This is a genomic window from Aquimarina sp. AU58 (assembly GCF_900312745.1).
GTDB classification, from domain to species: Bacteria; Bacteroidota; Bacteroidia; order Flavobacteriales; family Flavobacteriaceae; genus Aquimarina; species Aquimarina spinulae.
The window spans coordinates 2,918,324-2,944,574 of record NZ_OMPD01000014.1 but is presented as its reverse complement, the minus strand read 5'-3'; the positions used below and the strand labels follow the sequence as shown (position 1 = coordinate 2,944,574).

The following is a 26,251-nucleotide window of genomic DNA, read 5'->3' as shown; positions in this document are numbered from 1 at the left end:
AATATTCGAGTCGTGTCATTAATTTTAAGAAAGTTTAACGGTTTTTTTAACTCCATCTTAAAGACTAATTAGATGTGTCACCAGTTTAAACAATGTGCACAGATTAACGAAAATCATAAACTCAAAATTAAACTTAATGAAAACAAAAACCGTATTAAACCGATTTAAAATCGGAGCCTTGGCAGTTGCTTTATCTTTTGCATCTTGTCAAAAAAATGAAGATTTTGATCAAAATCCAGACACTATTGAAGGACAAGATCAATTTATCGAAAAGTATTTCTTGGGAGACCGTGTTCTTGTAAAAAAGGAAGATGATGGAACTTATAGTCTACAAGGAACTGATGCCAGGTTATTTGAAGATCAATTAACCGATACAGAAGTTCCTCTTTCTGATAAACTAGAGCCAGATGCAGGAATAAATGCAAAGTTAGGACTTGGTGGAGGTGTTCGTAAATGGACAAATAATACTATAGTCTATGTAATTAATGGACTTAGCCAATCTGTGAGAAGTGAACTTCAAAAATCGATGGATGAATGGACAAGTAAAACTAATGTTCGTTTTAAAGAACGTACTAATGAATCAAATTATGTTACCATTAGTAGTAATGGAGATAACTGTAATTGTGGTGTCGCGACTCTGGGGATGAATGGATCTAGAGGATTTATTCGTTTAGGTACCCGTACAACGGCTGTTGTGATTATTCACGAAATCGGACATACTTTAGGGTATATTCATGAGCAAAACCGTTCGGATAGAGATAATCATATTATTATCAATTTTGACAATATCCAGAATGGAGCTAAGGATCAGTTTTACAAAAGTAATTCGGCTACTTTGCTAACCAGGGATTTTGATATTAAATCTACAATGATGTATGGTAGTTATACATTTAGTAAAAACGGAAAACCTACTATAACAGACCTTAACGGAAATGTTTTACCAAGAAGACAAGCCGCACTTTCTGCTCTTGATATCGAAGGAACAAACAAAGCATATTCGTCTGATGGTAACCCTCCTGTAGGAACCAACCCTTGTAAAGGTGTTGCAGAATGGGTAAGCGGACAAAGCTATTCTGTAGGAGATAAAGTAACGTACCGTGGATTCTTATACGAAAGAGATTTTACAAGATGGAACCGAATCGCAGAATGTAAAGACACTACTCCAAGTGCAGATATTTGCGAAGGAGTTAACGAATATAGTAGAAATAATAGCTATACAGCCGGAGATAAAGTAACCTATAACGGGTTTTTATACACACTAGGAACCAATGGAAGATGGAGCAACAGTGGACGTTGTAGTTCATGAACATTTTTTTGCCTTAAATTAAAAGAGAAAAGGGCTGTTGTTAGACAGCCCTTTTATAATATAGTATGCTTAGATATTCACTTCTTTATGATACATCAACATCTTTAAGTTCCTTAAATAATGCCTCTGCAGAATTCATATTGTTATTATAACACTTGGCCACCCATTTTGAAAAGGTAATAAAGACTATAATGGCGATCGGTATCGATATTACAAATGGCCAAATAGATTTGGTACCAGAAAACAAATCTTTATTATTAAGAATCTTTGTAGCTACTGGCAGGATAGCAAACATTAAAAAGAAACCTAGATAGAGCCCTATTTTGGTAACTGTTTGAAATCGTTTTTTACCTTTACTATACTCCAGTAATGTTTCCTTATAATTATTTACAGCAATATTTACTTTTTTCATTTGATAAATTGATCTTAACGATAACACTGGTAAAACTAATAGAATAACTGTAGATACTATTCCTGATAACAAAGTGTACCAGTTATCTAACTTGTTAACATTAATTAATATCAATATTGCCGTACCATAACATATAATAGCTCCTATCATCTCTGGATATGCTATTTTATTTAATTTTTGCCTGTATTGTTCTTGTGTCATCATAATGATCATTTTATCGGTTAACTTTTTTTGTTTTTCTATCTGGTCACTCATCTGAGACCAAACTGTTTGCATTTCTTCCAATTCCATCTCTCTTATTTTTTTACAATTTGCGTTTTCAATTTTTGCTTAATCCTAGAAATTTTAGTTCCAACATTTGTTGGAGATAAGCCCGTTATCACCGCTATTTCTTCATATTTCTTACCTTCTAAAAGCAGTAAAATCAACCCTTTATCTAATTCATTTAGGTTATGTATATGGGCATATAATTTTTTCAATCGCTCTTCAAATTCTGTGTCATACTGTTCGGTTTGCCGCATGATCACATCATATATTTCTATTTGATTTCCTCTTCGTTTTTCTTTTTTTAATCTTGTAATAGCAGTATTAAGACCTACACGATACATCCAGGTACTAATTTTAGAATCTCCCTTAAAACTATCGTATGATTTCCATAATTGGTAAACAATTTCCTGGTAGAGATCTTTTTGATCCTCGTAATTATCAGTATAAATGGTAGTTATCTTAAAAATAACTCCTTCATTTTCCTTAATAATTCGAGTAAACTCGTATTCTTTACTCATATAGGCCTACATTTTCCTTATTAGTATGAGACATATCAAAAAAATCACAGAATATCCTATACATATTTTATGAACTTTTAAATTATACTCTTAAAATTTACTAAAATAAGCTATCATAGATAATAATGAGTAGCTCTAAAAAAGGTAAGTATTTTAATCTTTTACCACAATCAATGTAGCTTTAACACCAGTGGTAAGATTCCATTCGCTACTTGTAAGTAGGTTGCCTTTGTCATCATAAAGATGAAATTCTGCAGTATTAGGCCCAGATTCCCCTTGATTTAATGCCTGTATGTCTATTTTATTAAATCCTTTAGCAAGATCAACCGAGATTCCTTTAAAATCTCCAGTAAGAAATATTTTTGAAACAATAACGGCATCATTAAGATAAATTCTAACCACATCACCATCTACAAACTGATGATCTCTATACATCAATCTTACAAATTCTCCGTCACTTTTAAAATCACCCAGATATTGATCACTTTTATATTCGTCTTTGATTTCATTATCTTTTTTAAACCATTTTGGAACAGCATCTGCTTTGGGTTTAAAAAAACCATCATTACCAGTCATATCAAAAGTTGGCTTATTACGAGCATACTCAGATAATGCTTCTGGAGTTTTATATAAAGATGAATCACTATTAAAATTAGGGTTTAAACCTTTAGATAGACTATACTTATTTGTATTAAGATCACTTTTAGCATCAATTCGCAAAGAAGTAGAATTTTCTATTTGAGCATGCATTACCATTCCCATACATAATAAAAAAATTATACAAAAATTAGCTTTCATCTCTTTTATGCTGCGCATTAATTTTAAGTAAAGATAAATATTATAGGTCTTTTATGACTGTTAATTCACTATAAAATCTTATTTCCTATCCATAATTTATACCAATAAAGACGTTATAAATCTGTAATAATTACAATTACTAACAGTATTAGTCATCCCTATCAATAACCAATTGATCATATTTGAAGGTACTTTTATGTTGATTTTGAAGAATACCCCCTTTAAAACACTACGTACTTTGATGTCTAAACCACTGAATTTGTTATTATTGCTCTAATAATTTTACGGTAAACCATAAATTATTAGAAATATGTAAAAAAATACACCTACAAACTTGTAAGATAAACCTTATATTTATTATTTTGTTACTAAAAATAGGTATGATCTATTATGCTATCGGGGGAGTACTTCTGGTTATGCTCCTTTTTCTGTATCTACAGTACAGAAAAGTTACCAAAAAACTTAAAAAAAAGACTATAGAATTAAAATCTTTAAGCAAGGAAACAGAAAAACAGTTTCAATTGCAACAAAATCTTATTTCTATTCTTAGTCAAGAGTTAAGAACACCTTTGTATGGAATAATGGGACTTACTAATCTCCTAGAAGAAGAATATCCTGATCTTAAAAATGATAAAAACCTGAAATCATTAAAATTTTCTGGAGATTATCTTTTTACACTTATTAATAATGTTCTACATGTTAATTTTTTAGATTCTGAAGAAATTACGGTACAAAATGTATTATTTGATATAAAAGAGGTTACTCAAAATCTTACACATTCCTTTAGCTATGCTACAGAAAACAGTGATAACATATTACATTTTGAGTTTGACCCAGAAATTGATCAAATGATTTATGGGGATCCTGGTATCCTTTCTCAAATACTGATGAATTTGATAAGTAATGCCTTACGTTTTACCAAAAATGGAAATGTATATTTCTCGGTAATTTTAATTAAGAAAAAAGAAAATATATCTACTATTTCTTTTAAAATTAATCACGATGGGGATGAGCTTTCAAAAGAAGACAAAAAATCTATCTACCAAGAGTTTATTAATGTCGGAAATGCAAAAAAAACATACCTGGGTACAGGAATTAATTCAAAAATAATAAATAGACTTGCTTCGGCACTAGATGGCGAAATTATTATCCAAAATAATTCTCATGCAGGATCTGAGTATGCATTAGTTATTGATTTTAAGTCACAAGTTAATAAAGAAAGTATAAACCACAACACTTCTTTTAACAATTCTAATACTTCAAAACTTAAAGTATTAATTGTAGATGACAATAAATTAAATCTCCTGGTTGCAGACAAAATTCTATCTAAAGAAAACTTTGACTGTACAACTATAGATAATGGTTTTGATGCTATAGAATTAGTTAGAGAAAATGAGTATAATGTAATACTTATGGATATTAATATGCCAAAACTAAATGGAATTGGCACTACAAAGAGGATACGTGAGTTTGATACAAAAACACCAATCATTGCTTTAACCGCAGTAGATGTTACCCAATTAAACAGACAGATAGTACAGGCAGGGTTAAACGATTATATACTAAAACCTTACAACAAAAATCATTTATTAGAAATGATTCACAGACATATAGATAACCCAATACATACCCACTAATTTAGTTTATAATTATTTGTTGCCCAATTTTTAGCACCGAATTATATTTTAGCGAATTGGTTTTACATATTTCAGCAACTGCCAATCCATACTTATTGGCTATTCGATGAAGAGTATCTCCTTTACGTACCGTATAAATCTTTTTTTGTTCTTCTTTAATCCTAGCGATATCCTCTATAGTTTTATGAATAACAATTTTACTCATACGAGTCGATCTATGATATCTAGGTGTCATCCATTTCTTCGTTACAAAAAGAGTATCTGATCGAATTTTTGTATCACTGGCAAACTCGAATAAATACTCTGGATTAATACTTTTACCATGATATCGTACTTCTAAGTGTAAATGGCTTCCTCTTGCATTTCCTGTTACTCCTCCTGTGCCTATAATTTGTCCTTTTTTCACCTCATCGTTCTCTTTTACCAACGACTTAGAAAGATGGGCATATACAGTCTCTAATCCATTATAGTGCCGTACCACTACTGTATTTCCGTGTCCGCCATGATATCCAACATATCGAATTTTACCTTCTAATATTGATTTTACACTATCACCCACCTGAAGATCAATATCTATACCTTGATGTGGGCGCCCTCTTCTCCAACCATAACGAGATGTAATTACCATTTTACGATCAACCGGTGGTGAAAAATCTTCATCCTGAAATGCTAACTGAAAGGGAAATGTAAGATTCTCATTCCAATATGGATTAAACTGTTGGTTATCCCATTTTGTATTATAGGCTTCTAAATTTTCTGACAAATCATTTTCTTCAGGAAAATAATTATTATTCTTTTTGGGATAAATGGGTAGACAGATGATCTCACCCTGTACGACTAACTTTTTATGATCAACTGGAATATTTTCTGTTTGCTTCAAAGTTTCCTGTGCGACTATCATCAGGAATGGCGAAAATATCAGGAAGTAAAATACAAGTCTTTTTTTAATTAAAAACATCAATTATTGTTATACTTTTTTTAGTAATTAAAGTAGACCTGGGTAGTGGGGTTTATTTTCTACAATATAACTGTAAAAATAATACGTTATTACAATAAGTCAATAATTTATTTTTTAACATCTTCTATGTTTTTTTCGACAATCTCCCTAGGATTTTGATAATCAACATGTTACGGAACATAAGCTATACAGGCTTTCCGTAGGTATTTTACGGGATAATATGTATTCAAAAAACTATTAACACTTTTTAAGAAATTGATATGAAAACATTAGTAATTAGTACAACAATAAATGGCCGTAGTAGTAGTTTAAATAACACTAATTATTAATTAAATAACCATGAAAAGATCATTCACATTTATTGCTTTGTCAGGGGCATTAATCATGACATCGTGTGTGTCAAAGAAGAAATATGTTGCATTAGAGCAAGAATTGCAAGACACTCGTAGTACGTTACAAAAGACTGCAGTAGAAAAAGATGAATTGGAAGGCAAATTTGCTAAAATTGAAGCTAGAGTAGCAGATTATAATGCTAAGATCAATTCTTTAAAAGACTCTAATGATGAAAAAATGGTAATGGTAGAAGATGTTGCAGCAATATCTAACAAGACCAAAGAGAAAATGAAAGAAACCTTAGCCAAGGTTGATCAACAAAAACTTCAGGGAGCTAAATCCTTAAAAGATTCGATGAATTTGGCAGTATCTCATAATTTAAAAAATTCTTTATCAGATGATATAAAACAAGATGAAGATATTTCTATAGATATCGATAATACAGTAGTTATGATATCTATTTCTGATAAAATGTTATTCAAAAGCGGTAGTTACAGAATAAGTAATAAAGCTGATGAAATATTAAAAAAATTAGCAGATGTAATTAATTCTGAGTCAAGTATTGAAGTAATGGTAGAAGGTCATACTGATCCAAGAACCATTAGCAATGCAGTGGTGCAAGATAACTGGGACTTAAGCGTAAAAAGAGCAACATCTATTATTAGAAAACTACAATCTAACTACAATGTTGACCCTGCTAAGTTAATCGCTTCTGGAAGAAGTAGTTACAAGCCTCTTGTTGAGAATGACAGTGAAGAAAATATGGCAATCAACAGACGTACAAGAATCGTATTATTGCCAAATATGGATAAGTTTTTTGCTATGTTGTCTTCTAACTAATCATACCTTTTAAATAACAACTACGTTATTTTTTAAAAACGAGATGGATCATCATATCCATCTCGTTTTTAATTTTATAAAAAATACGGATTAAACCTTTTTATGTTTAAAATGTCTTAGTAATAAATCAAAACATTTAAAAACTATGAATAATATAACACTACAAAAAATCCCTGCTTTTTTATTCTTACTAATAACACTACTAATAACAAGTAGTTTTACCTCTACTACAAATAGTTGGGAACATCTTGGTTCAAGAACAGTAAATTATAGATTAGATAAAGATGTTATAAAGGTAACAGCAAGAAAAGGAGGATTCAAAAAACTCAAAGTTAAGGTTACAGGAGGCTCTTTAAACATGCACAAAATGGTTATCCAATATGGTAATGGGAAAAAAGATGTAATCCAATTAAAACATAATTTTTCTCGTAAAAGCGAAACAAGAATAATAGATCTTAAAGGTGGAAAACGTATAATTAGAGATATTACCTTTTTTTATGATACTAAAAATTTATCTCGAAAAAAAGCAAAGGTTCATGTCTTTGGGAGGCATTAAAAAATAATATAATACCAGGTTTCTAAATAAACCTGGTATTTTTTAATCTAGTCTATAATATCCGCATTTAAGATAAGCTCCCTCAGGAAAGGAAATGGGATGATCAATATCATGATTGGTTTTTTCTAATACACTAAACCTTCTTCCAGATTTAAGAATACTCTCTTCAGAAATTTTAAAAAAATCTTCGGCCAAAACTCTCGAAGAACAAGAAGCCAAAACCAAAATCCCGTTAGAGGATACCAAATGCGATCCCAATTCTGCTAATCGAGCATAACTAATCATAGCTTTATGAATTTCACTTGCTCTTTTCGCAAAAGAAGGAGGATCTATAACTACAATGTCAAATACAGTTTTATGATCTATTAATTTCTGTAATCCATCAAAAGCATCGGCTACAATAACATCATGTTTTCCATGATGTACGTTTAAAGCAACATTCTCTTTAGCCATATCCAAAGCTTGTTTACTAATATCCAAACTTACAACTTTCTTTGCGCCGCCTTTTAAAGCATGAACCGAAAACCCACCAGCATAAGAAAACACATCCAAAAGAGTTTTATCATAGGCAAGCTCCCCTACTCTTTTTCTATTATGACGGTGATCAAGAAAATATCCTGTTTTATGACCTTTAATTACATTTGCAGAAAATAAAACTCCATGTTCTCTAAAAACCACAACCTCGTTTTTCAGAGTTCCATAAATTACCTGACCATCTTTTAGATCATATACTTCACCTTTAGATTGTAACAATCTACTTAACCTAAGCACAACACAGTTGCAACCTGACACAGCAACCAGATGTTCAATAATCCAATTTAGATAAGGAAACCAAATATGTGAATATAGCTTAATTACCAAAACCTGGTCATACACATCAGCAATACATCCGGGAAGATGATCATTTTCTCCAAATAACAATCGGTAGCTATTTGTATCTGTTTCTAATAAAGGAGTCCTTTTTTTGTACGCCTCAGAAATTTTTTCAGCAAACCAGGTTTTATTAATCTGTGCTGTTTTCCTAAATTGAATTAATTTGATACGTATAGGAGAATATGGGTCATATAAACCACAAGCTAAAAAGGTATTCTTTTTAGTATCATAAACGATCACCAAATCACCTGCTTTTCCTTCTACATTTTGCTTTATAATACTATCTTCAAAAACCCAGGGATGTCTTTGCTTTATTATCTTTTCTGCCGAAGGCCTTACCTTAACAGCAAGCCTTTTAGTTGTTATTTCCGGAACAATATTCATCGTATGCAAGAATAGTGATTATTTTGTTTTCTTAAAATAATTATCTCAAATGAATTAAGGTTTTGTTAAATAAAAACCATGGAAATATTGATATGTTTAAATTGTAGAAATAAAAATCAATCTATATGAAACGCATACTCACACTTATCACTATTGTAATATATCTTTCTTGTTTTGTCACATCGGCGCAGAATAAAGATCCATTAATTGAAAAAATTATTAATGAAGCCACAGAAAATTCTCAATTAAAAGAACTAGCACATGAACTTATGGATGGTATTGGACCTAGATTGGTTGGTACTCCACAAATGCAACAAGCTCATGATTGGGCTGTTGCTAAATATAAAACCTGGGGAATTGATGCCAGAAATGAAAAATGGGGAGAATGGCGTGGATGGCAACGAGGAATTACTCACATTGATATGGTATCTCCTTGGGTAAAATCTCTTGAAGGTACACAATTAGCTTGGAGTCCTGGCACCGATAATGCTGGTGTCGTTGCCGAGTTAATTGTAATTCCGAAGGTAAAAGATTCAATTGCTTTTCAGAAATGGTTACCAAATGTAAAAGGTAAAATTGTAATGACATCTATGAATCAACCCACAGGGAGACCTGACTATAATTGGGAAGAATTTGCTACAGAAGAATCTTTCAAAAAGATGAAAGAACAAAGAAGTGAGCAAACAAAAGCATGGAGAGAAAATATTAAAAAAACTGGATATAATCGTCGAACTCTTGCTCCTGCGCTAGAACAAGCTGGTGCCGTAGGAATAGCACAAAGTAATTGGTCTAGAGGGTTTGGAGTTAACAAAATATTTAGTGCCCGAACAAAAAAAATACCCACAGTAGATCTGTCATTAGAAGATTATGGAATGTTATATCGCCTTGTAGAACATGGTTCTAAACCAAAAATAAAGATCGTATCAGAATCTAAAGAACTAGGAATGATGCCTACATTCAATACGATTGCAGAAATAAAAGGAACCGAAAAGCCTGACGAGTATATTATTCTTTCTGCACATTTCGATTCTTGGGACGGAGGTACTGGAGCTACGGATAATGGAACCGGAACCATAACCATGATGGAAGCCGCACGAATTCTTAAAAAAATATACCCAAACCCGAAACGTACCATACTTATTGGGCTTTGGGGAAGCGAAGAACAAGGTTTAAATGGATCACGAGCTTTTGTTGAAGACCATCCTAAAATTGTAGGAGGTGTACAAGCGTTATTTAATCAGGATAACGGTACAGGACGTGTGGTTCGTTTATCAGGACAAGGATTCTTGCATTCTTATGATTATTTAGGAAAGTGGTTAGAAGCTGTTCCCGAAAACATTACTAAGCATATAGAAACTACTTTTCCAGGAACTCCTGGTGGAGGTGGTTCTGACTATGCTTCTTTTGTATCAGCCGGAGCTCCTGCATTTTCATTAAGTTCACTTAATTGGTCTTACTGGAATTATACTTGGCACACAAATCGGGATACCTACGATAAAATTATATTTGATGATGTACTTAATAATGTAATTCTAACTGCAATTCTAGCATATAAAGCTAGTGAAGATCCTAAAAAAACTTCGAGAGAAAAAAGTGTATTACCTATAAATAAACGTACCAAAAAACAACGTACCTGGCCAGAATTAAGAAGCCCAAACAGAAAAGGAGGGCAAAACTAATTATAACAGAAACAAAAAACGAGACTGTAATGAAACAGTCTCGTTTTTAAACTTCTTTTTCGAGTAATGATCAATACCAGAGACAACCTCCAGATCCACCAATACCTGTACAGATACCAGCATCACAGAATGGACCTCCAGGAGCAAGTTCGCAGCACATTCTACCTCTTTGAGTACAAGCATAACGTCTTGCTCCAGAGATTTTGCTTTGCTCATCTTTACTTAGAGTTTTTACGCCATCCAAGTCTAAGATAATTTTCATTTGTGTAAATATTTGTGGTTAATTGAGATTTCATATTATTTATTTGATTAGTCTTCAGTTGATCAATAGAATATAGTTTTAATAACAAGTTCTAAATACATAGAATACTAATCTCAGTAAAAGTAATATAATTACGCAGTATCCGGATACAGGAAAAACTCAAAAAAAGTACTGTTTAATTATCAGAATGGCCATAAAAAAAGCATCCATCCCAAGATGTATCAGGATAAACGCTCTTATTTATATTATTTGAATCAAGAATTCTTTTAAGTACAGAAACTCAATTCTATGATTGGTTTAAAGCAAATAAACCTTTTTTTAAAGCACTCATCTCAAGATATATCAAGATACGCGCCCTATAGGTATCGTTAAAACTAATTTGCTTATTTTCAAGAAATTATTCATTTCTTTACTGCCTATACTTACTAGACGAACATTCCCCTGTTTTGTTACACAATAAAATCATATTATTTCATAAGATACTTATTTACAACAGTTTACACTGAAAAATATTAGATATTTAATATAAATAAATAGTATAACAAGATTTTTATCATATTTATAAAATTAAATATGTATATTTGTTGCATGAATAATGCAAGAATACTTGAAATAAATAAAGCTTTATCAAATGTAACACGTTTAGATATACTTAAATGGTTAAAAGATCCAGAGGCCAATTTCCCTCCCCATGAAGAACTTGGGCATTTTAACGATGGTGTATGCGGACAACACATCAAAAATAAATCAGGATTATCACAACCTACTATATCACATTATCTAACCGGTATGCATAAAGCTGGATTGTTAATTACCACTAGACATGGGAAATGGACATATTTTAAAAGGAATGAATCTGTAATTAAAGAGTTTTTAGAAACCATAAATAAAGAGTTATAAAAAATTTGGATATACATATTTATAAAATTAAATATATAATTATAATAATATTAGAATGAACATAGAAAAAGTAAACATCGACGACAAGTTCTCTCTCTTTTCTGATCATTGGAATCCAAGAATTGTTGGAGAACTTAATGGACAACATGTAAAATTAGTAAAGTTTAAAGGTGAATTTGTATGGCATAAACATGATAACGAAGATGAAATGTTTTATGTTGTAAATGGTGAATTTAAAATGGAGTTTCGCGATCGAGTTGTACATTTAAAAGCCAATGAGTTTTTGGTTATTCCAAAAGGAACAGAGCATAGACCAGTGGCGGATCAAGAAGTTTCTGTAATGCTATTCGAACCAAACACTACAATCAATACCGGGAACACTCCTGGAAATTTAACGCGAGATAAATTAGAAACCATCTAAAAAGAAAACGTATGAAAATCTTAGTTATTGGAGCTACCGGTACAATAGGTAGTGCAATTTATAATACCCTTAAAAATGAATATGATGATGTATTCGGTGCTCACCGTACTAGCAAATCCTACCCTATCGACATTACAGATAAAGAATCTATAAAAGCGTTGTTTAAAAAACTACCAAAAATAGACGCAGTAATTAATGCTGCGGGTACTGCTTCCTGGAAACCTTTATCAGAATTAACAGAAGATGATTATTATATAGGGATACATAGTAAATTAATGGGACAAGTTAACCTTGTGCATATAGCAAAAGATTATATAAATGACAATGCCTCAATAACCTTAACAACTGGTATTCTGGCAGAACATTATGAACCTAATGCTGTTGGGTTATCACTTGTAAATGGTGCTCTACACAGTTTTGTTAATGCAGCATCAAAAGAATTAGATCGTGGGATTCGGTTAAATGTTGTGGCTCCTGGTGCTATTGCAGGAGATTTTCCAGAAGATCAAAAATTTGCTGGATACTACCCTGTTAATATTGCAGATGTAGTAGATAGCTACAAACAACTATTTAATAACAATAACACAGGTACAATTTGTAAAAAATATTAAAAACAAAACACATAAAATCATGAAAATTTCAATGTATCAGATCGATGCTTTTACCAAAACACTATTTGGGGGTAATCCTGCCGCAATATGTCATTTACCACATTGGTTAGAGGACCAAACTCTACAGAACATTGCAGTAGAAAACAATTTGGCAGAAACCGGTTTTTTTGTAAAAAAAGATGACATCTATGAAATAAGATGGTTTATGCCTCATGCAGAAATTGACTTATGTGGTCATGCTACACTTGCATCGGCATATGTAATTTTCAACTATCTTGACGATTCTATCAACGAAATTACGTTTTCTTCAAAAAGCGGAATTCTAAAAGCCCAAAAAGAGAATAACGGAACAATCACATTAGATTTTCCTTCGAGACCACCAGAACCTATTGAAATTCCATCCGAAATTTATCAGGCTCTGAACGCAAAACCTATTGCTACTTTTGCTGCTCGTGATTTGGTAATCACACTTTCGTCTGAAGAAGAAGTATTAAATGAGAATCCTAAACTCGATTTACTTAAAGACCTACCCTATTTATGTATTGTAATCACTGCCGAAGGAAAACATGCAGATTTTGTTTCTCGTGTATTTGATGCAAATGGGATTATTCAACCCGAAGACCCGGTTACAGGCTCTGCTCATACCTCTCTGGTCCCATTTTGGGCTAAAAAACTAGGGAAAAATAATCTTAAAGCTCAGCAATTGTCTGCTCGTAGAGGAGAATTAGATTGCAAATTAGATGGAAACCGTGTTTTCCTTAGCGGACATTCGGTTCCATACCTTATTGGAGAAATAGAAATATAATTTGTAGAAAGTGTAATTTTGTAATACCAAATAGTAGTATTTGGTATTACAAAATTAACACAGTATACTATCATATTATTAATACATATTATGACAACATTAAGAAACAGGCAATGGATTTATACTAAAAGACCTGAGAAATTAGTAGACAATAGTCATTATACCATACAAGAAGCGACCATTTCTAAGTTATATCTTAAACCTGGTGAAGCATTGATAAAATCAGAATATTTTAGTATAGACCCATATATGCGCATTCAGCAATCCAGTAAAAACACCTGGGAAAGTCCTCATCCTTTAAATACTATTCAAGGCGGAGCAGTAGTTGGTCAAATAATAGCTATAAACGGTTCTAACACTTCTCTTAAAACTGGTGATTGGGTATTATCATACACTGGTTGGCAAGAATATGCAATTACTGAAGCTAATAATCTTCGGAAATTAGACCCAAACCAAACTCCTGTAACTACCGCATTAGGAGTATTAGGAATGCCTGCGCGTATTGCATATTTTGGGTTAATTGAAGTTGGAAAACCTAAAACAGGAGAAACTATTGTCGTGTCTGGTGCCTCTGGAGCGGTTGGGCAAATTGTTGTACAGATAGCAAAATTAAAAGGATGTAAAGTGGTAGGTATTGCTGGATCAGATAAAAAGACCAAATATCTACAAGATGAGCTGAAAGTAGATGCTATAATCAACTATAAAAAACACCCCTCTGCTATAGAAATGAAAAATGAACTTTCTAGAATATGCCCAGAAGGAATAGATATATATTATGATAATGTAGGAGGTTTTATCACCGATGCTATATTCGAATTAATAAATACTAATGCAAGGATCATAATTTGCGGTCAAATTTCTCAGTATTCAGGAGGGTTGGATAATCCAGAATTGGGCCCTCGGTTTTTACATAAATTACTATATAAGAGAGCAACAATACAAGGAGTATTAGCAAGAGATTATAATCATAAAATGGATGAAATGCTTAAAGAAATGACTCCATGGGTTATCGATAAGTCAATAAAATACAAAGAAACAATTATTGAAGGGTTTGAAAACCTGCCCAATGCTCTAAATATGCTTTTCTACGGGAAAAATATGGGGAAATTAATTGTAAAAGTATAATTACTATTAATCATCCATGAATAGCTGATTGATTTTAGATCTCAATTTTCGTTTATAATCTTCTTCTAACCAATCTCTGTAGTTTTTAGTGCTTTTACTAATACAATAAGAATATCTACGTACACGATATTCTATGTCCTGATCCAAAAGTTTACTTAGGATTCGTGCATCAAAAACATCTTCACTATTTTGCACGCACATTACAGCATGCTGCTCTATAGATTTTTCAAGAACCGTTAAACTTCTATGCCCATAACGTTTTGTTTTTGCATATTCGGCTTCGATATCAAAATCAATATCTTCAGATTTTAAAAACTCTTTTCTTAACTCTTCTGGTAGTACATACCTAAAATTACGTTCTATCTCCTCATCCCCTACCAGATTATCATAATAGAAATCTGGCGACCTAAAAATAGATTGCCAGTCAACATCAGAATTCCACAATCCAAATCTTGCCGTATTGTTTCCTAAATCGATTATTGAAAATTCTGGCTTAGTAGGTAATATACGAGATCCCCTACCAATCATCTGAAAATATAATGTAAGTGATTTTGTCGCTCTATTAAGAATAATACTCTCTACTGTGGGTTCATCAAATCCTGTGGTAAGAATACTCACAGAAGTAAGTATTGCATCACTTGTACTTTTAAACCATACCAAAATATCTTCTCTTTCTTGCTTACTATTTGTATTATCAAGGTGACGAATGGGATATCCGGCTTTTTTAAAAGTTTCATAAACATAAATAGAAGTATTGATTCCGTTATTAAAAATCAATGTTTTTTTACCTTTTGATCTTTCCTCATAAGCATGCAATAGCTTATCCTGCATTAACATGTTGGTATACAGGTCTTCTGAAGATTTTACAGTATAATCTCCATTCATCCCTATTTTCAATGATCCTAATCCAACATCATAGGTATAAATTACAGGTTTAGCTAAAAACCCGCTATTAATTAATGAACTAATTGTATCACCAACAATCAATTCATTATAATTATCCTTCATCGGGAGTTTCATATTAGAACTAAGTGGTGTAGCAGTAACCCCAAGGATAAAACAATTGTTAAAAAATTTAAAAAGCTTTCTAAACGAATTATAGTGAGCTTCATCGATAATAACCATTCCTACATTATAAAGTTCTAAATGATCATCATTAAGCCTGTTATTAAGGGTTTCTACCATTGCAACAAAACACATATATTCGTTTTGATCATCGAGTTCCTTAACAGAGCTATTTATGATTTTATTCTTTACCCCAAACTCAGTCAGCATTTTTGAGGTTTGACCACAAAGTTCAATTCGATGTGTAAGAACAACGACTTTTTTTCGAGTGGATTCTATATATCTTCTAACAATTTCAGAAAAAATAACCGTCTTTCCTCCTCCGGTAGGAAGTTGATACAACAGATTATATTTTTGAGAAAATTCTTTAAGGCGACTAAATATCTTATCTATATCCCGTTTCTGATAATCGTAAAGTACTTTTTGCTCTTTTTTATCTACCCTTTTGGGTTGTAATCCCATGTAACTCCTATTAAAAAATAAACTACAAAATTAAACACTTTTAAAGGTTATATGAAAGAATTGAGAAGATATATTTAATCTATTTACATTTTATTTTTACTATCTTATCAGAATTCATATAAGTCCTAATATGTATGTAAAAACTAGACATTTTTTGTTTCTTTACGTTTTTTTGTATACTATTAATTTATCATCATTGTATATTTCAAGAACAGTTGTTATTTAACTTTTATCCTTTCAATAAACACCTATTTAATGGCTAAAGCAGACAAAGACCTAATCCCTGTACAGGCACTTCTAATTCCTAAATCTATTGTATATACTGCAAAAATATTGAATTGGATATCCCCTCTTCTGGCTTCAAGATTTGCTGCCAGAATATTCTTAACTCCTTTTGGTTATAAAATGCCCGATAGAGAGAAAGAAATGTATGAAAAAAGTAAAAAAGAAAGAATTCGAATTAAAAAAATTAACCGAGAGGTTATCGTATATAATTATGGGAATTCTGATAAAAAAATTCTTTTAGCTCACGGTTGGTCTGGAAGTGGGACACAACTTTCAAAAATTGCAGATCAATTATTAGAATGTGGATATAGCACTGTAAGTTTTGATGCTCCAGCACATGGTCATGCTCCGGGAAAAAGAAGTATGCTGCCCTTTTTTATCGAAACAATTTACCAATTAGAAAAAACTCACGGTCCATTTGAAGCTGCAATAGGGCATTCATTAGGTGGAATGTCATTATTAAGAACTACTCGTTTCGGATTACAAATCAAATCCTTGGTTATTATTGGTACAGCCAATAGTATTACTGCAATCACTAAAAATTTTGCAAAAAACTTACAATTAAACCAAAAAGTGGGGCGTTTATTAAAAACATACTTTGATAAAAGGTATGGAGAAGATCTTGACAATTACTCTGGAGCAACCTCTGCTACCGGAGTTAACATACCTACTCTAGTAGTACATGATAAAAATGATGTTGATGTACATTATAGTGCAGCTCATGAAATCATTAATAATCTAGAAAACGGACAACTACTTCTTACCGAACAATTAGGCCACCGAAAAATTTTGGGAGATCCAAAAGTAATATCTAAAATCATAGAATTTATTTTGGAATAGTTATTGATTAGTTATTCTAAGCCAGTTTATACGACTACTTAGGTATAACTATAATTAAAATTAGAAAAACTATGAAACGTTTTATTGTATTATGTATTAGTATTCTGGCAATAAGTTGTACAAGTACAGCGCAAAAAGAGGATAAAAAAGAGAGTAAAGTATATGCAGTTTCTAAAACGGATGCCGAATGGAAAAAGATTCTAACATCCGAACAATACTATATTCTTAGACAAGCCGGGACAGAGAGACCATTTTCTAGCCCTTTAAACAAATTATATACTCATGGTACATTTTATTGCGCTGCATGTAATACTCCGCTATACGAAAGTAAATACAAATTTGATAGCGGAACAGGTTGGCCAAGTTTTGATCGCGCAATAGAAGGAAGCATTGATAACGATATAGATCATAAATTAGGATATGCTAGATCCGAGCTACTATGTGGAACATGTGGTGGACATTTAGGCCATGTATTTAGTGATGGGCCCAAAGAAACAACAGGAATGAGACATTGCATTAATGGTGATGCTCTAGTGTTTAAATCTAATGAGTAAAAAAATGAGCAAGTATCCGATACAAAAATCTGAAGCTGAATGGAAAAAGAAGCTAACAGAAGAACAATATAGAGTATTGAGACAAAAAGGAACCGAAAGACCATTTACCGGAGAATATAATATGCATTTTGAAGATGGAGCATATACCTGCATGGCTTGTGATACACCTTTATTTAAAAGTGTTTCTAAATTTGATTCGGGATGTGGCTGGCCAAGTTTTGATGAATCAATAGAAGGAAGAGTAGAATATATAAAAGATACATCGCACAGTATGATACGTACAGAAATATTATGTGCAAACTGCGGTAGTCACTTAGGTCATGTATTTAATGATGGCCCAACAACTACAGGTCAACGTTATTGTGTAAACTCTGTTAGTATAGACTTTAATAAAAAATAAATCGATAATAAATAAAATTTAGAATTCATGAGAAAAATTTTCGCACTACTATGTCTAGCCACATTTATATTTACATCTTGTTCTAACGATGATGATACAGATTTTGATACTATAGGACAAACATTCGAGATCGACAATGTAGACTTCATTGCTCCTGAATATGCTGTTAATATCCCTTTTCCTTCTGGTATAGAAGTTTTTGAAGCAGATGTAGTTTTAGTATATAGGTTGGAAAATGTTGTTGATGGTCGCGACGTATGGGAACCGGTTCCAACTCCTCTGATTGAATTAGACAACGGAGGTAAATTGACATATAGATTTAATTTTACTCTAAATGATGTAGATATTCTATTAGATACTCCAGATATTAATCTTATCGGAACAAACTTTACAGATGATCAAGTATTTAGAATAGTAATAGTACCATCGACCTTTGCAAACAATTCAAAAATAGATTTCTCTGATTTTAAAGCCGTACAATCAGCTCTTAAATTAGATTTTTAAAGAAATACATAATTCAATTATATTTTATAATACGTACTAATTATAATAAAAACCACTAAAAATTAACACCATGTTCATATAACGTGGTGTTTTTTTGTCCTTTTTAATGAAAATCTTATTCTTAGGAATACTTAAATCCTTTTTTGGTTAGCCGAATTATCCTTAAATTCGTGACTTCAAAAAATCGACATTTATGAACACATATGATATCATCGTTTTAGGAAGTGGTCCTGGGGGTTATGTAGCTGCAATTAGAGCTTCGCAATTAGGGTTTAAAACCGCAGTAATTGAAAAAGAAAGTTTAGGCGGAGTATGCTTAAACTGGGGATGTATCCCTACAAAAGCACTATTAAAAAGTGCTCAGGTATTTGAATACTTAAAACATGCTTCTGATTATGGTCTTACTGTAGATAAATTTGATAAAGATTTTGATGCAGTTGTAAAACGTAGTCGTGGTGTAGCAGAAGGAATGAGCAAAGGAGTTCAGTTTCTTATGAAGAAAAATAAAATCGATGTTCTTGAAGGTTTTGGAAAATTAAAAGCCAGTAATAAAATAACAGTAACAGATGCAGATGGAAAAGCAACTGATTATGAAGCAAAACATATTATTGTAGCAACAGGAGCTAGATCTAGAGAGCTACCTAACTTACCCCAAGATGGTAAAAAAGTAATTGGATACAGACAGGCAATGACCTTAGAATCTCAACCAAAGAAAATGATTGTGGTGGGATCGGGAGCAATTGGAGTCGAATTTGCGCATTTCTATAATGCAATGGGTACAGAAGTTACTATCGTAGAATTTTTACCTAACCTCGTTCCTCTTGAAGATGAAGAAGTATCAAAACAGTTTGAACGTAATTTCAAAAAAGCAGGAATTAAGGTAATGACCAATTCTTCTGTAGAAAGTGTTGATACAAGTGGTGATGGCGTAAAAGCAACGGTAAAAACTAAAAAAGGAGAAGAAATTCTCGAAGCAGATATTGTATTATCTGCAGTAGGTATTAAAACCAATATAGAAAATATCGGCTTAGAAGAATTAGGTATCGCTACAGACAGAGATAAAATTGTAGTAAACGATTGGTATCAAACCAATATCCCGGGAATTTATGCAATTGGAGATGTAGTCTCTGGCCCTGCCCTGGCTCATGTTGCCTCTGCAGAAGGAATTACCTGTGTTGAGAAAATTGCAGGAATGCATGTAGAACCAATCGATTATGGAAATATTCCTGGTTGTACATATGCTTCTCCAGAAATTGCAAGTGTAGGAATGACCGAAAAGCAAGCCAAAGAAGCTGGTTACGAATTAAAAGTTGGAAAATTCCCTTTTTCTGCCTCAGGTAAAGCTAGTGCAGCAGGAACCAAGGATGGTTTTGTAAAGGTGATTTTTGATGCAAAATATGGTGAGTGGCTAGGTTGTCATATGATTGGTGCCGGAGTTACCGATATGATTGCAGAAGCTGTATTAGGTAGAAAATTAGAAACTACTGGTCACGAAGTATTAAAAGCTATCCACCCTCACCCTACAATGAGTGAAGCTGTAATGGAAGCAGTAGCAGATGCATACGATGAAGTAATTCATCTATAAATAAGTTATATATCTTAAAAAATGCCTTATTATCTTGGATAATAAGGCATTTTTATATTAATTATTTTAAAAACAGGTGTTTTTATTCTCAACTATTTTTTAGAAAAACTTTGTATTGCCAGTATATAGCTTTGTAAACCAAACCCAAGAATAACACCTTTTGCATTTGGTGATATATAAGATTGATGTCTAAACTCTTCTCTGCCAAAAGTATTTGATATATGTACTTCTACAACAGGAATTGATATTGCCTTTATAGCATCTCCTATACCAATAGAAGTATGAGTATACGCGCCCGCATTAAGGATAACTCCATCACACCAATCATCTGCTTCCTGTATTTTAGTGATCAACTCCCCTTCTATATTAGATTGATAGTAAGATAATTCTAGTGTAGAAAAGTCAGATTGTAATTGAGTAAAGAATTCATCAAAAGTTTGATTTCCATATACTTCTGGCTCTCTTTTACCTAGGAGATTTAGATTAGGGCCATTTAAGATTAGTAATTTCACACGTTTAATTTTTTAGTAGTTTAACTCATAACAAACAATTATGTATTATATGCTTATTATTCATTAATAGGATCCTGTCGTCTTCGGTTATTCTTAGTTTTAAACAAATACCCAACCGATAATTGCGCTACAGAATGTTTAAAATCTATATCTAAGGCATCAATATCATTAATATTTGTTAGGCCCAGATTATATCGTAATTGAAAAAACAAACCAGACTCTGTCTTATATCCAGCTCCAAATCCCCAACTAAAATCAAAACTATTAAAAGAATCAAAGAACTCATCAGGAGTATTCTCTGCAGATTCTGTTGCATTTGCCAATATAGCCAGTTGTGGTCCTGTCTCCAAACTAAATTTATTTGTAAAATAATATTTAGCAATAATAGGCAATGTTAAATAATTTAAGCTGATTTTGTTTTCTTCTCCATTATCATCAACTTTATATCCTTGTGCTGTATACAATACTTCTGCCTGTACAAAAAACCGTTGAGATACAGGAAATTCTATGACAGCCCCCAGGTGCATTCGCACTCGCGCATCTGTATTTTTTATATCTCCGGTTATATTTGCATAATTAAGCCCAAATTTAAATCCTGCACGAGTATATAATTCTTCACTCTCTTGTTGAGCAGTTAAAGATGTGATCATCATTAGGGCAGAAACAATAAGAAAAAATTTCTTCATCATATAATAAATACTATTACTACTCAAAAGTAGTTTTATTTTTTAAAAAACCTGAATCTACACACAAAAAATGCACTTCAATATTTTAGAATACTCTTAGATGTTATTATTAATATGGTTTTAGAATTTATGTTCTACCATAAATTGATACTTTTTATTCTTTACCAAAAGAATAAAAAATACACTTTCAAAATTAGTATCTAAAATATTAATAACTAATTAACTTTTTGTATTGGCAAATTAAATAGTTTAGCAACCAATTTTAAAACCAATAATAGAGTATGAAAAAAATGATATTACCTGTTTTAGCAGTAATAAGTTTTGTCTTTGCAAATGCTCAAAACAATGGTCAAACTATTAAAGGAAAATGGCTAATCGAAGCTAATACAAATTTTGGAGCAGCAAGTGCTTCTAATACGGGTATTCAATTTACAAGTTTTTCTGATAATGGGGGATCAACCTTTAATATCGGTACCGAAGTAGGTTATTTTATTATGGATGATTTATCTCTAAAAGTAGGTTTAGGCTATGGATCTGTAGATAAAGGTGGAGACTCTGAATCATTTGACTCTTTTTCATATAAAATAGGTGCCAAATATTATATTATTGGAGTAATCCCTGTACAAATCGATTATAATGGTGCCAGTACAGATCTAAATCAAGATCCATCCTATTTTGGTGTTCAGGGAGGGTATGCATTTTTTCTAGGAGATATGGTAAGTATTGAACCAGGGTTACGATACAATTTTAGCTTAGATGACCGATTTCATAAAGATGCTTTCCAGTTCAACATAGGATTTGTCATACATCTATAAGAACATTGATTTATTATTTCTAAACCATCTATAAGTAAATTGGGATGGTTTTCTTTTATATTATATCTTAGTAGTAATGAAATGGGATCACGCGATAAAAGACTACAAACATTACCTGAAAATTGAAAGAGGATTGTCTGAAAACTCAATTATTAACTACACTCTTGATATTCAGCGATTATTAAAATTTCTAGAACATCAAGACATAGCAACTACTCCCCTTTCTATTGAAAAAGAAATACTTCAACAATTTATTTTTGAAATAGCAAAACTGGTTAATCCTCGTTCGCAATCAAGAATTATTTCTGGATTAAAAAGTTTCTTTAATTATCTTGTTTTTGAAGATTATAGAGAATCTAATCCAATGGAACTTATAGAATCTCCAAAAATAGGTAGAAAACTACCTGATACACTATCTGTTGAAGAAATAGATCTCATTATTGCTCAAATCGATCTTGGTAAACCAGAAGGAGAACGTAATCGTGCAATTATTGAAACTCTTTATGGATGCGGTTTACGAGTAAGCGAACTTATCACCTTAAAAAAATCCAGTCTTTTTTTTGATGAAGGGTACATTAGTGTTACCGGAAAAGGTGATAAACAACGTTTTGTACCCATAGGAGAAACCACTCAAAAATATATCAATATTTACACTTCCGAAATTCGTAATCATATTGATATTAAAAAAGGGCATGAAGACACCTTATTTTTAAACAGAAGAGGTAGACAACTTACCAGGGCAATGATTTTTACGATCATAAAACGATTGGTAGAAAAAGCAGGAATCCATAAACAGGTTAGCCCACATACTTTTAGACACTCCTTCGCTACTCATCTTTTAGAAAATGGTGCTGATTTAAGAGCTATTCAATTAATGTTGGGTCATGAAAGCATTACGACTACAGAAATATATATGCATATCGACCGAAGTCATTTAAGTGAAGTTATACATAGTTTTCATCCAAGGAGATAATATCTATAACTTGTTTTTTAAAATTCAAAAAAAAGGTTGTTTGAAAAGTAATTTTTCAAACAACCTTTTTACTATACTACATCTATTTAAAAATACTAATTTGGCCTCTTTACAATTCCTGAAGGAACAATAGTATTAGACAACATAGTAATAGGATTCCCAGATCCCGTTGTAATTCCTGCAGTTGCGCTAAGAGGTTCTATAAAAAATGGAGCCGGATCACCATCCCCAACAGGCTCGACTGTAATAAACACTCTTTTACTTGTTACGGCAGCAGGAAGTGTAATTCCTGTAATCGGAACTTGAGTCGGTAAAACTAGAAAATCTTCTCCAGGAAACTCGGGAACAGTTCCTCCTGATCCTTTAAAGAAATTTCCATCATCAACACCACTAACATTAGAAAAAGTACCTGTAGATAAAGTTTGAGTTCCAAAATCTACCCAGCCTTCATATTTCCATCCGCTAGACAGAGTAGGAAGAGATAAACCAGGAGTAGTAGCACCATTCATAAACCATACACCAAACTCATCATTACCATTATCTACACCTCCGGCATTATCTGTAGGAGTTGCTAAGAAAAACTGACCAGATGTATTAGAAAGATCAGCAACTACTGGTAGAAAACTAAGCTGTGCAGAATTACTATTAAAATTACCCGTCAAAATTTTTGTATCAGAAGGATTGTTATCAGCATCTCCCACTGGTTCTACTGTCAATATAAACTGAGTTGCACTTGCAAGGTCAGAAGCAAATACTTCTAAGCGAACAACTCCTGTAGGGTTAGTAAACTTAGCAGTACCAACAGGTTGCCCATTAACAATAATCCATCCCTGATAAGAGGTTCCTCCTGTAAGAGCTTTTAATCCGATCGTCTCTAATTCTATTATGGCAACTGCTGGGCCATCATCATCATTAGAACACGAATTCAATAGCACCCCAAAAAGTAGAGTAGCTATTAATAATTTTGTTTTTGTCATCATTTTGCTTTTTAATTATCTTTCAAAATGTAATTAGATTACACTAAAATTAACTCCAAAACACTTACAAAATTGTATGCAAAAACATATTCTTCCTATGCATAAATGTATTCTTTATTTCTCTTGTTGCCCTTCATTATTAGGAGTTTTAAATAACGCTATAAAAGCAGGACCTATATGAGATAAGATTTCACTAGCGATCAATCCTTCAAAACCAGTTTTTTGAACAGCTATGTCTCCCGAACTTCCATGTAGATAGACTCCAAAAACAGCAGCATGCAGAGGATCATAACCTTGAGACAATAAACTAGTAATCATTCCCGTAAGTACATCACCACTTCCTGCAGTTGCCATTCCGGGGTTCCCCGTATTATTCACATACAATTGATCTTCAAATACAGTTATAGAGTTGGCTCCTTTAATTAGTACAATACAATCATGTTGTTTTGAAAATGCCTTTGTTTTTTTAATTTTATCAAAATCACCTTTCCATTTACCTACTAATCGTTCTAACTCCTTAGGATGTGGTGTTAAAATAGTTTTCTTCGGAAGTTTCTCAAGGAACTCAGGTTTTTTTGCCAGGATATTGATCCCATCGGCATCTATCACAAGAGGAGATGTATTTTCTTTTAAAAACTCTTCAAATGCACTAATGGTTTTTTCACCAGTTCCGAGACCAATTCCAATTCCTATAGCAGCAGGTTTAAAATCCAGGGTGATTTCTTCTAATTCATCATCACTATCTGCAATTACCATAGCTTCTGGAACAGCAGTCTGAAGTACTTCATATCCGCATTCTGGAATATATGCAGTAACCAAACCAGCCCCTGTCGTTAAGGCTGCTTTAGTAGCTAAGACTACACTTCCCATCTTACCGTAACTTCCTCCTATCACTACACAATGACCATAAGTACCTTTATGACTAAATTTATGTCTTGGTCGATATAATGGTAATACTTCGTTTTTATTAATTAAGACGCCGACACCAGAGTTTTGCATTAAAAAATTGCGATCTAATCCAATATCAATCACCTCCAGATCTTGTGTATACATTCCCGTTTCTGGTAAAAAGAAAACAAGCTTTGGCAATTGAAACGTAACCGTAACATTTGCAAAAATAACTCCTTCGGGGTTATCTGGTGCTTTATCAGAATACAAGCCCGATGGAATATCTATCGAAAGTTTAAAACACCTTGAAGTATTAAGATGTTTGATCAAAGAAACTACCCAAGGCACCAATGGCCTGTTAAGTCCAATACCAAAAATGGCATCAATAATCATATCCTCACGTTTAAGTTGAGGAAAATCCTCTTCACATTTAAGCTGGATAGGCCAATCCTTTGCTATTTCTTTTAATCGATCATAGTTAGATAGAAATTCCTTTGATCTGTTATCGCTAAAATTTACAATATAAGTTCTTACATTATACCCATGTTCTAGCAATAATCTCGAAACCACTAATCCATCTCCTCCATTATTTCCTATACCACAAAAAACATGGATCATAATTGGAGACCCTTGTAGCCTGCTATGAATCAAATTAAAAATTTGTGTTGCAGCACGTTCCATCAATTCTAATGATGTGATCTTAGCCGAAACCATTGTAGCTTCATCTGCCATACGCATTTGTTGCGCAGAAAATATTTTCATTTATCTATATGTATTAATATGTATTCTATTAGTTCATGCTTTTATATTAGAAACTCTATGTTAAGAGTTTTTAATAAATTAAATAATCCTTTCTCAAAATCAATAAATACAATTTTAATCTACTCTGTTTCATCCTTTTTTTATGAATTACATAATGAAATAAGCTATTAATTATTGAATTAGTAAAAGTTTAAGAATGCCGTTAATTTAATTTTCTTTAAAAGTAAAAAATTATACATTTGAACACGCAAAGTAAAG

At 32.3% G+C, this 26,251-nt stretch carries 28 protein-coding genes; 17 read left to right on the top strand and 11 right to left on the bottom strand.

What is annotated here, in order from left to right:
- The first annotated feature begins 136 nt into the window (after nt 1-136).
- Nucleotides 137-1,306 carry a M12 family metallopeptidase gene (locus DK441_RS24115; RefSeq protein WP_109853109.1) on the top strand — a complete coding sequence of 390 codons (1,170 nt, stop codon included), beginning with the start codon at nt 137-139 and terminating at the stop codon, nt 1,304-1,306.
- Nucleotides 1,307-1,391: 85 nt separating this feature from the next.
- On the opposite strand, the gene DK441_RS24110 is transcribed toward DK441_RS24115, so the two are convergent.
- From DK441_RS24110 to DK441_RS24100, 3 genes are all read right to left on the bottom strand, one after another.
- A complete protein-coding gene (locus tag DK441_RS24110; protein WP_109853108.1) occupies nt 1,392-2,009 on the bottom strand; it encodes a hypothetical protein in 618 nt (205 codons plus the stop codon).
- A 5-nt stretch (nt 2,010-2,014) separates the two neighbouring features.
- Nucleotides 2,015-2,503, bottom strand: a complete 489-nt coding sequence (locus DK441_RS24105) for an RNA polymerase sigma factor (RefSeq protein WP_074406290.1) — start codon at nt 2,501-2,503, stop codon at nt 2,015-2,017.
- Nucleotides 2,504-2,656: 153 nt separating this feature from the next.
- Entirely contained in the window at nt 2,657-3,319 is a 663-nt protein-coding gene (locus DK441_RS24100; RefSeq protein WP_160112260.1) for a hypothetical protein, read from the bottom strand.
- Nucleotides 3,320-3,663: 344 nt separating this feature from the next.
- Between DK441_RS24100 and DK441_RS24095 the strand changes: the two genes are divergently transcribed.
- Nucleotides 3,664-4,938: a response regulator gene (locus tag DK441_RS24095; RefSeq protein WP_160112259.1), complete on the top strand. Its 1,275-nt coding sequence runs from the start codon at nt 3,664-3,666 to the stop codon at nt 4,936-4,938.
- Nucleotide 4,939: 1 nt separating this feature from the next.
- Here the strand turns inward: DK441_RS24095 and DK441_RS24090 are convergent, their stop codons facing one another.
- Complete coding sequence (locus tag DK441_RS24090) at nt 4,940-5,818, bottom strand: M23 family metallopeptidase (protein ID WP_160112258.1); 879 nt, start codon at nt 5,816-5,818, stop codon at nt 4,940-4,942.
- Between the two features lie 417 nt (nt 5,819-6,235).
- On the opposite strand from DK441_RS24090, the gene DK441_RS24085 reads away from it, so the two are divergent.
- Nucleotides 6,236-7,069 (top strand): OmpA family protein, encoded by an 834-nt coding sequence (locus DK441_RS24085; protein WP_109853104.1) that lies wholly within the window; start codon nt 6,236-6,238, stop codon nt 7,067-7,069.
- Between the two features lie 145 nt (nt 7,070-7,214).
- Complete coding sequence (locus tag DK441_RS24080; RefSeq protein ID WP_109853103.1) at nt 7,215-7,625, top strand: DUF2541 family protein; 411 nt, start codon at nt 7,215-7,217, stop codon at nt 7,623-7,625.
- A gap of 42 nt (nt 7,626-7,667) precedes the next feature.
- Here the strand turns inward: DK441_RS24080 and DK441_RS24075 are convergent, their stop codons facing one another.
- Nucleotides 7,668-8,882, bottom strand: coding sequence for a class I SAM-dependent rRNA methyltransferase (locus tag DK441_RS24075; protein ID WP_109853102.1), 1,215 nt, complete (start codon nt 8,880-8,882; stop codon nt 7,668-7,670).
- Nucleotides 8,883-9,007: 125 nt separating this feature from the next.
- Here DK441_RS24075 and DK441_RS24070 point away from each other — a divergent pair, with 125 nt between their 5' ends.
- Nucleotides 9,008-10,561, top strand: coding sequence for a M20/M25/M40 family metallo-hydrolase (locus DK441_RS24070; RefSeq protein ID WP_109853101.1), 1,554 nt, complete (start codon nt 9,008-9,010; stop codon nt 10,559-10,561).
- Nucleotides 10,562-10,631: 70 nt separating this feature from the next.
- Here the strand turns inward: DK441_RS24070 and DK441_RS24065 are convergent, their stop codons facing one another.
- The gene (locus DK441_RS24065) at nt 10,632-10,823 is read right to left on the bottom strand and encodes a hypothetical protein (protein WP_074406298.1); all 192 of its coding nucleotides are present in this window, start codon (nt 10,821-10,823) and stop codon (nt 10,632-10,634) included.
- 588 nt (nt 10,824-11,411) lie between these two features.
- Here DK441_RS24065 and DK441_RS24060 point away from each other — a divergent pair.
- The 5 genes from DK441_RS24060 (at nt 11,412) to DK441_RS24040 (ending at nt 14,685) form a co-directional block, all read left to right on the top strand.
- Nucleotides 11,412-11,723 carry a helix-turn-helix transcriptional regulator gene (locus tag DK441_RS24060; RefSeq protein WP_109853100.1) on the top strand — a complete coding sequence of 104 codons (312 nt, stop codon included), beginning with the start codon at nt 11,412-11,414 and terminating at the stop codon, nt 11,721-11,723.
- A gap of 55 nt (nt 11,724-11,778) precedes the next feature.
- Nucleotides 11,779-12,144 (top strand): cupin domain-containing protein, encoded by a 366-nt coding sequence (locus DK441_RS24055; RefSeq protein WP_109853099.1) that lies wholly within the window; start codon nt 11,779-11,781, stop codon nt 12,142-12,144.
- An 11-nt stretch (nt 12,145-12,155) separates the two neighbouring features.
- The gene (locus tag DK441_RS24050; RefSeq protein ID WP_109853098.1) at nt 12,156-12,755 is read left to right on the top strand and encodes a short chain dehydrogenase; all 600 of its coding nucleotides are present in this window, start codon (nt 12,156-12,158) and stop codon (nt 12,753-12,755) included.
- 19 nt (nt 12,756-12,774) lie between these two features.
- Nucleotides 12,775-13,560 (top strand): PhzF family phenazine biosynthesis protein, encoded by a 786-nt coding sequence (locus tag DK441_RS24045; protein ID WP_109853097.1) that lies wholly within the window; start codon nt 12,775-12,777, stop codon nt 13,558-13,560.
- 90 nt (nt 13,561-13,650) lie between these two features.
- Complete coding sequence (locus tag DK441_RS24040; protein WP_109853096.1) at nt 13,651-14,685, top strand: NADP-dependent oxidoreductase; 1,035 nt, start codon at nt 13,651-13,653, stop codon at nt 14,683-14,685.
- 6 nt (nt 14,686-14,691) lie between these two features.
- Here the strand turns inward: DK441_RS24040 and DK441_RS24035 are convergent, their stop codons facing one another.
- Nucleotides 14,692-16,212 carry a DEAD/DEAH box helicase gene (locus DK441_RS24035; protein ID WP_109853095.1) on the bottom strand — a complete coding sequence of 507 codons (1,521 nt, stop codon included), beginning with the start codon at nt 16,210-16,212 and terminating at the stop codon, nt 14,692-14,694.
- Between the two features lie 255 nt (nt 16,213-16,467).
- Here DK441_RS24035 and DK441_RS24030 point away from each other — a divergent pair, with 255 nt between their 5' ends.
- The 5 genes from DK441_RS24030 (at nt 16,468) to lpdA (ending at nt 20,380) form a co-directional block, all read left to right on the top strand.
- Complete coding sequence (locus tag DK441_RS24030) at nt 16,468-17,337, top strand: alpha/beta hydrolase (RefSeq protein ID WP_109853094.1); 870 nt, start codon at nt 16,468-16,470, stop codon at nt 17,335-17,337.
- Nucleotides 17,338-17,408: 71 nt separating this feature from the next.
- Nucleotides 17,409-17,891, top strand: a complete 483-nt coding sequence (msrB, locus tag DK441_RS24025) for a peptide-methionine (R)-S-oxide reductase MsrB (RefSeq protein ID WP_109853093.1) — start codon at nt 17,409-17,411, stop codon at nt 17,889-17,891.
- Nucleotides 17,892-17,895: 4 nt separating this feature from the next.
- Nucleotides 17,896-18,291 carry a peptide-methionine (R)-S-oxide reductase MsrB gene (msrB, locus tag DK441_RS24020; RefSeq protein ID WP_109853621.1) on the top strand — a complete coding sequence of 132 codons (396 nt, stop codon included), beginning with the start codon at nt 17,896-17,898 and terminating at the stop codon, nt 18,289-18,291.
- A 27-nt stretch (nt 18,292-18,318) separates the two neighbouring features.
- Entirely contained in the window at nt 18,319-18,795 is a 477-nt protein-coding gene (locus DK441_RS24015) for a hypothetical protein (RefSeq protein ID WP_109853092.1), read from the top strand.
- A 193-nt stretch (nt 18,796-18,988) separates the two neighbouring features.
- Complete coding sequence (gene lpdA / locus DK441_RS24010) at nt 18,989-20,380, top strand: dihydrolipoyl dehydrogenase (protein ID WP_109853091.1); 1,392 nt, start codon at nt 18,989-18,991, stop codon at nt 20,378-20,380.
- Between the two features lie 92 nt (nt 20,381-20,472).
- Here the strand turns inward: lpdA and aroQ are convergent, their stop codons facing one another.
- Complete coding sequence (gene aroQ / locus DK441_RS24005; RefSeq protein ID WP_109853090.1) at nt 20,473-20,892, bottom strand: type II 3-dehydroquinate dehydratase; 420 nt, start codon at nt 20,890-20,892, stop codon at nt 20,473-20,475.
- Between the two features lie 56 nt (nt 20,893-20,948).
- Nucleotides 20,949-21,581, bottom strand: coding sequence for a porin family protein (locus tag DK441_RS24000; protein ID WP_109853089.1), 633 nt, complete (start codon nt 21,579-21,581; stop codon nt 20,949-20,951).
- 278 nt (nt 21,582-21,859) lie between these two features.
- Here DK441_RS24000 and DK441_RS23995 point away from each other — a divergent pair, with 278 nt between their 5' ends.
- A complete protein-coding gene (locus DK441_RS23995) occupies nt 21,860-22,393 on the top strand; it encodes a hypothetical protein (RefSeq protein ID WP_109853088.1) in 534 nt (177 codons plus the stop codon).
- Between the two features lie 76 nt (nt 22,394-22,469).
- Nucleotides 22,470-23,366 (top strand): site-specific tyrosine recombinase XerD, encoded by an 897-nt coding sequence (gene xerD, locus DK441_RS23990; RefSeq protein WP_025663785.1) that lies wholly within the window; start codon nt 22,470-22,472, stop codon nt 23,364-23,366.
- Nucleotides 23,367-23,461: 95 nt separating this feature from the next.
- Here the strand turns inward: xerD and DK441_RS23985 are convergent, their stop codons facing one another.
- Together DK441_RS23985 and DK441_RS23980 are read right to left on the bottom strand one after the other, a co-directional pair.
- Complete coding sequence (locus tag DK441_RS23985) at nt 23,462-24,343, bottom strand: anti-sigma factor (protein ID WP_109853087.1); 882 nt, start codon at nt 24,341-24,343, stop codon at nt 23,462-23,464.
- 114 nt (nt 24,344-24,457) lie between these two features.
- The gene (locus tag DK441_RS23980; protein WP_109853086.1) at nt 24,458-25,993 is read right to left on the bottom strand and encodes an NAD(P)H-hydrate dehydratase; all 1,536 of its coding nucleotides are present in this window, start codon (nt 25,991-25,993) and stop codon (nt 24,458-24,460) included.
- Nucleotides 25,994-26,251 lie beyond the last annotated feature (258 nt).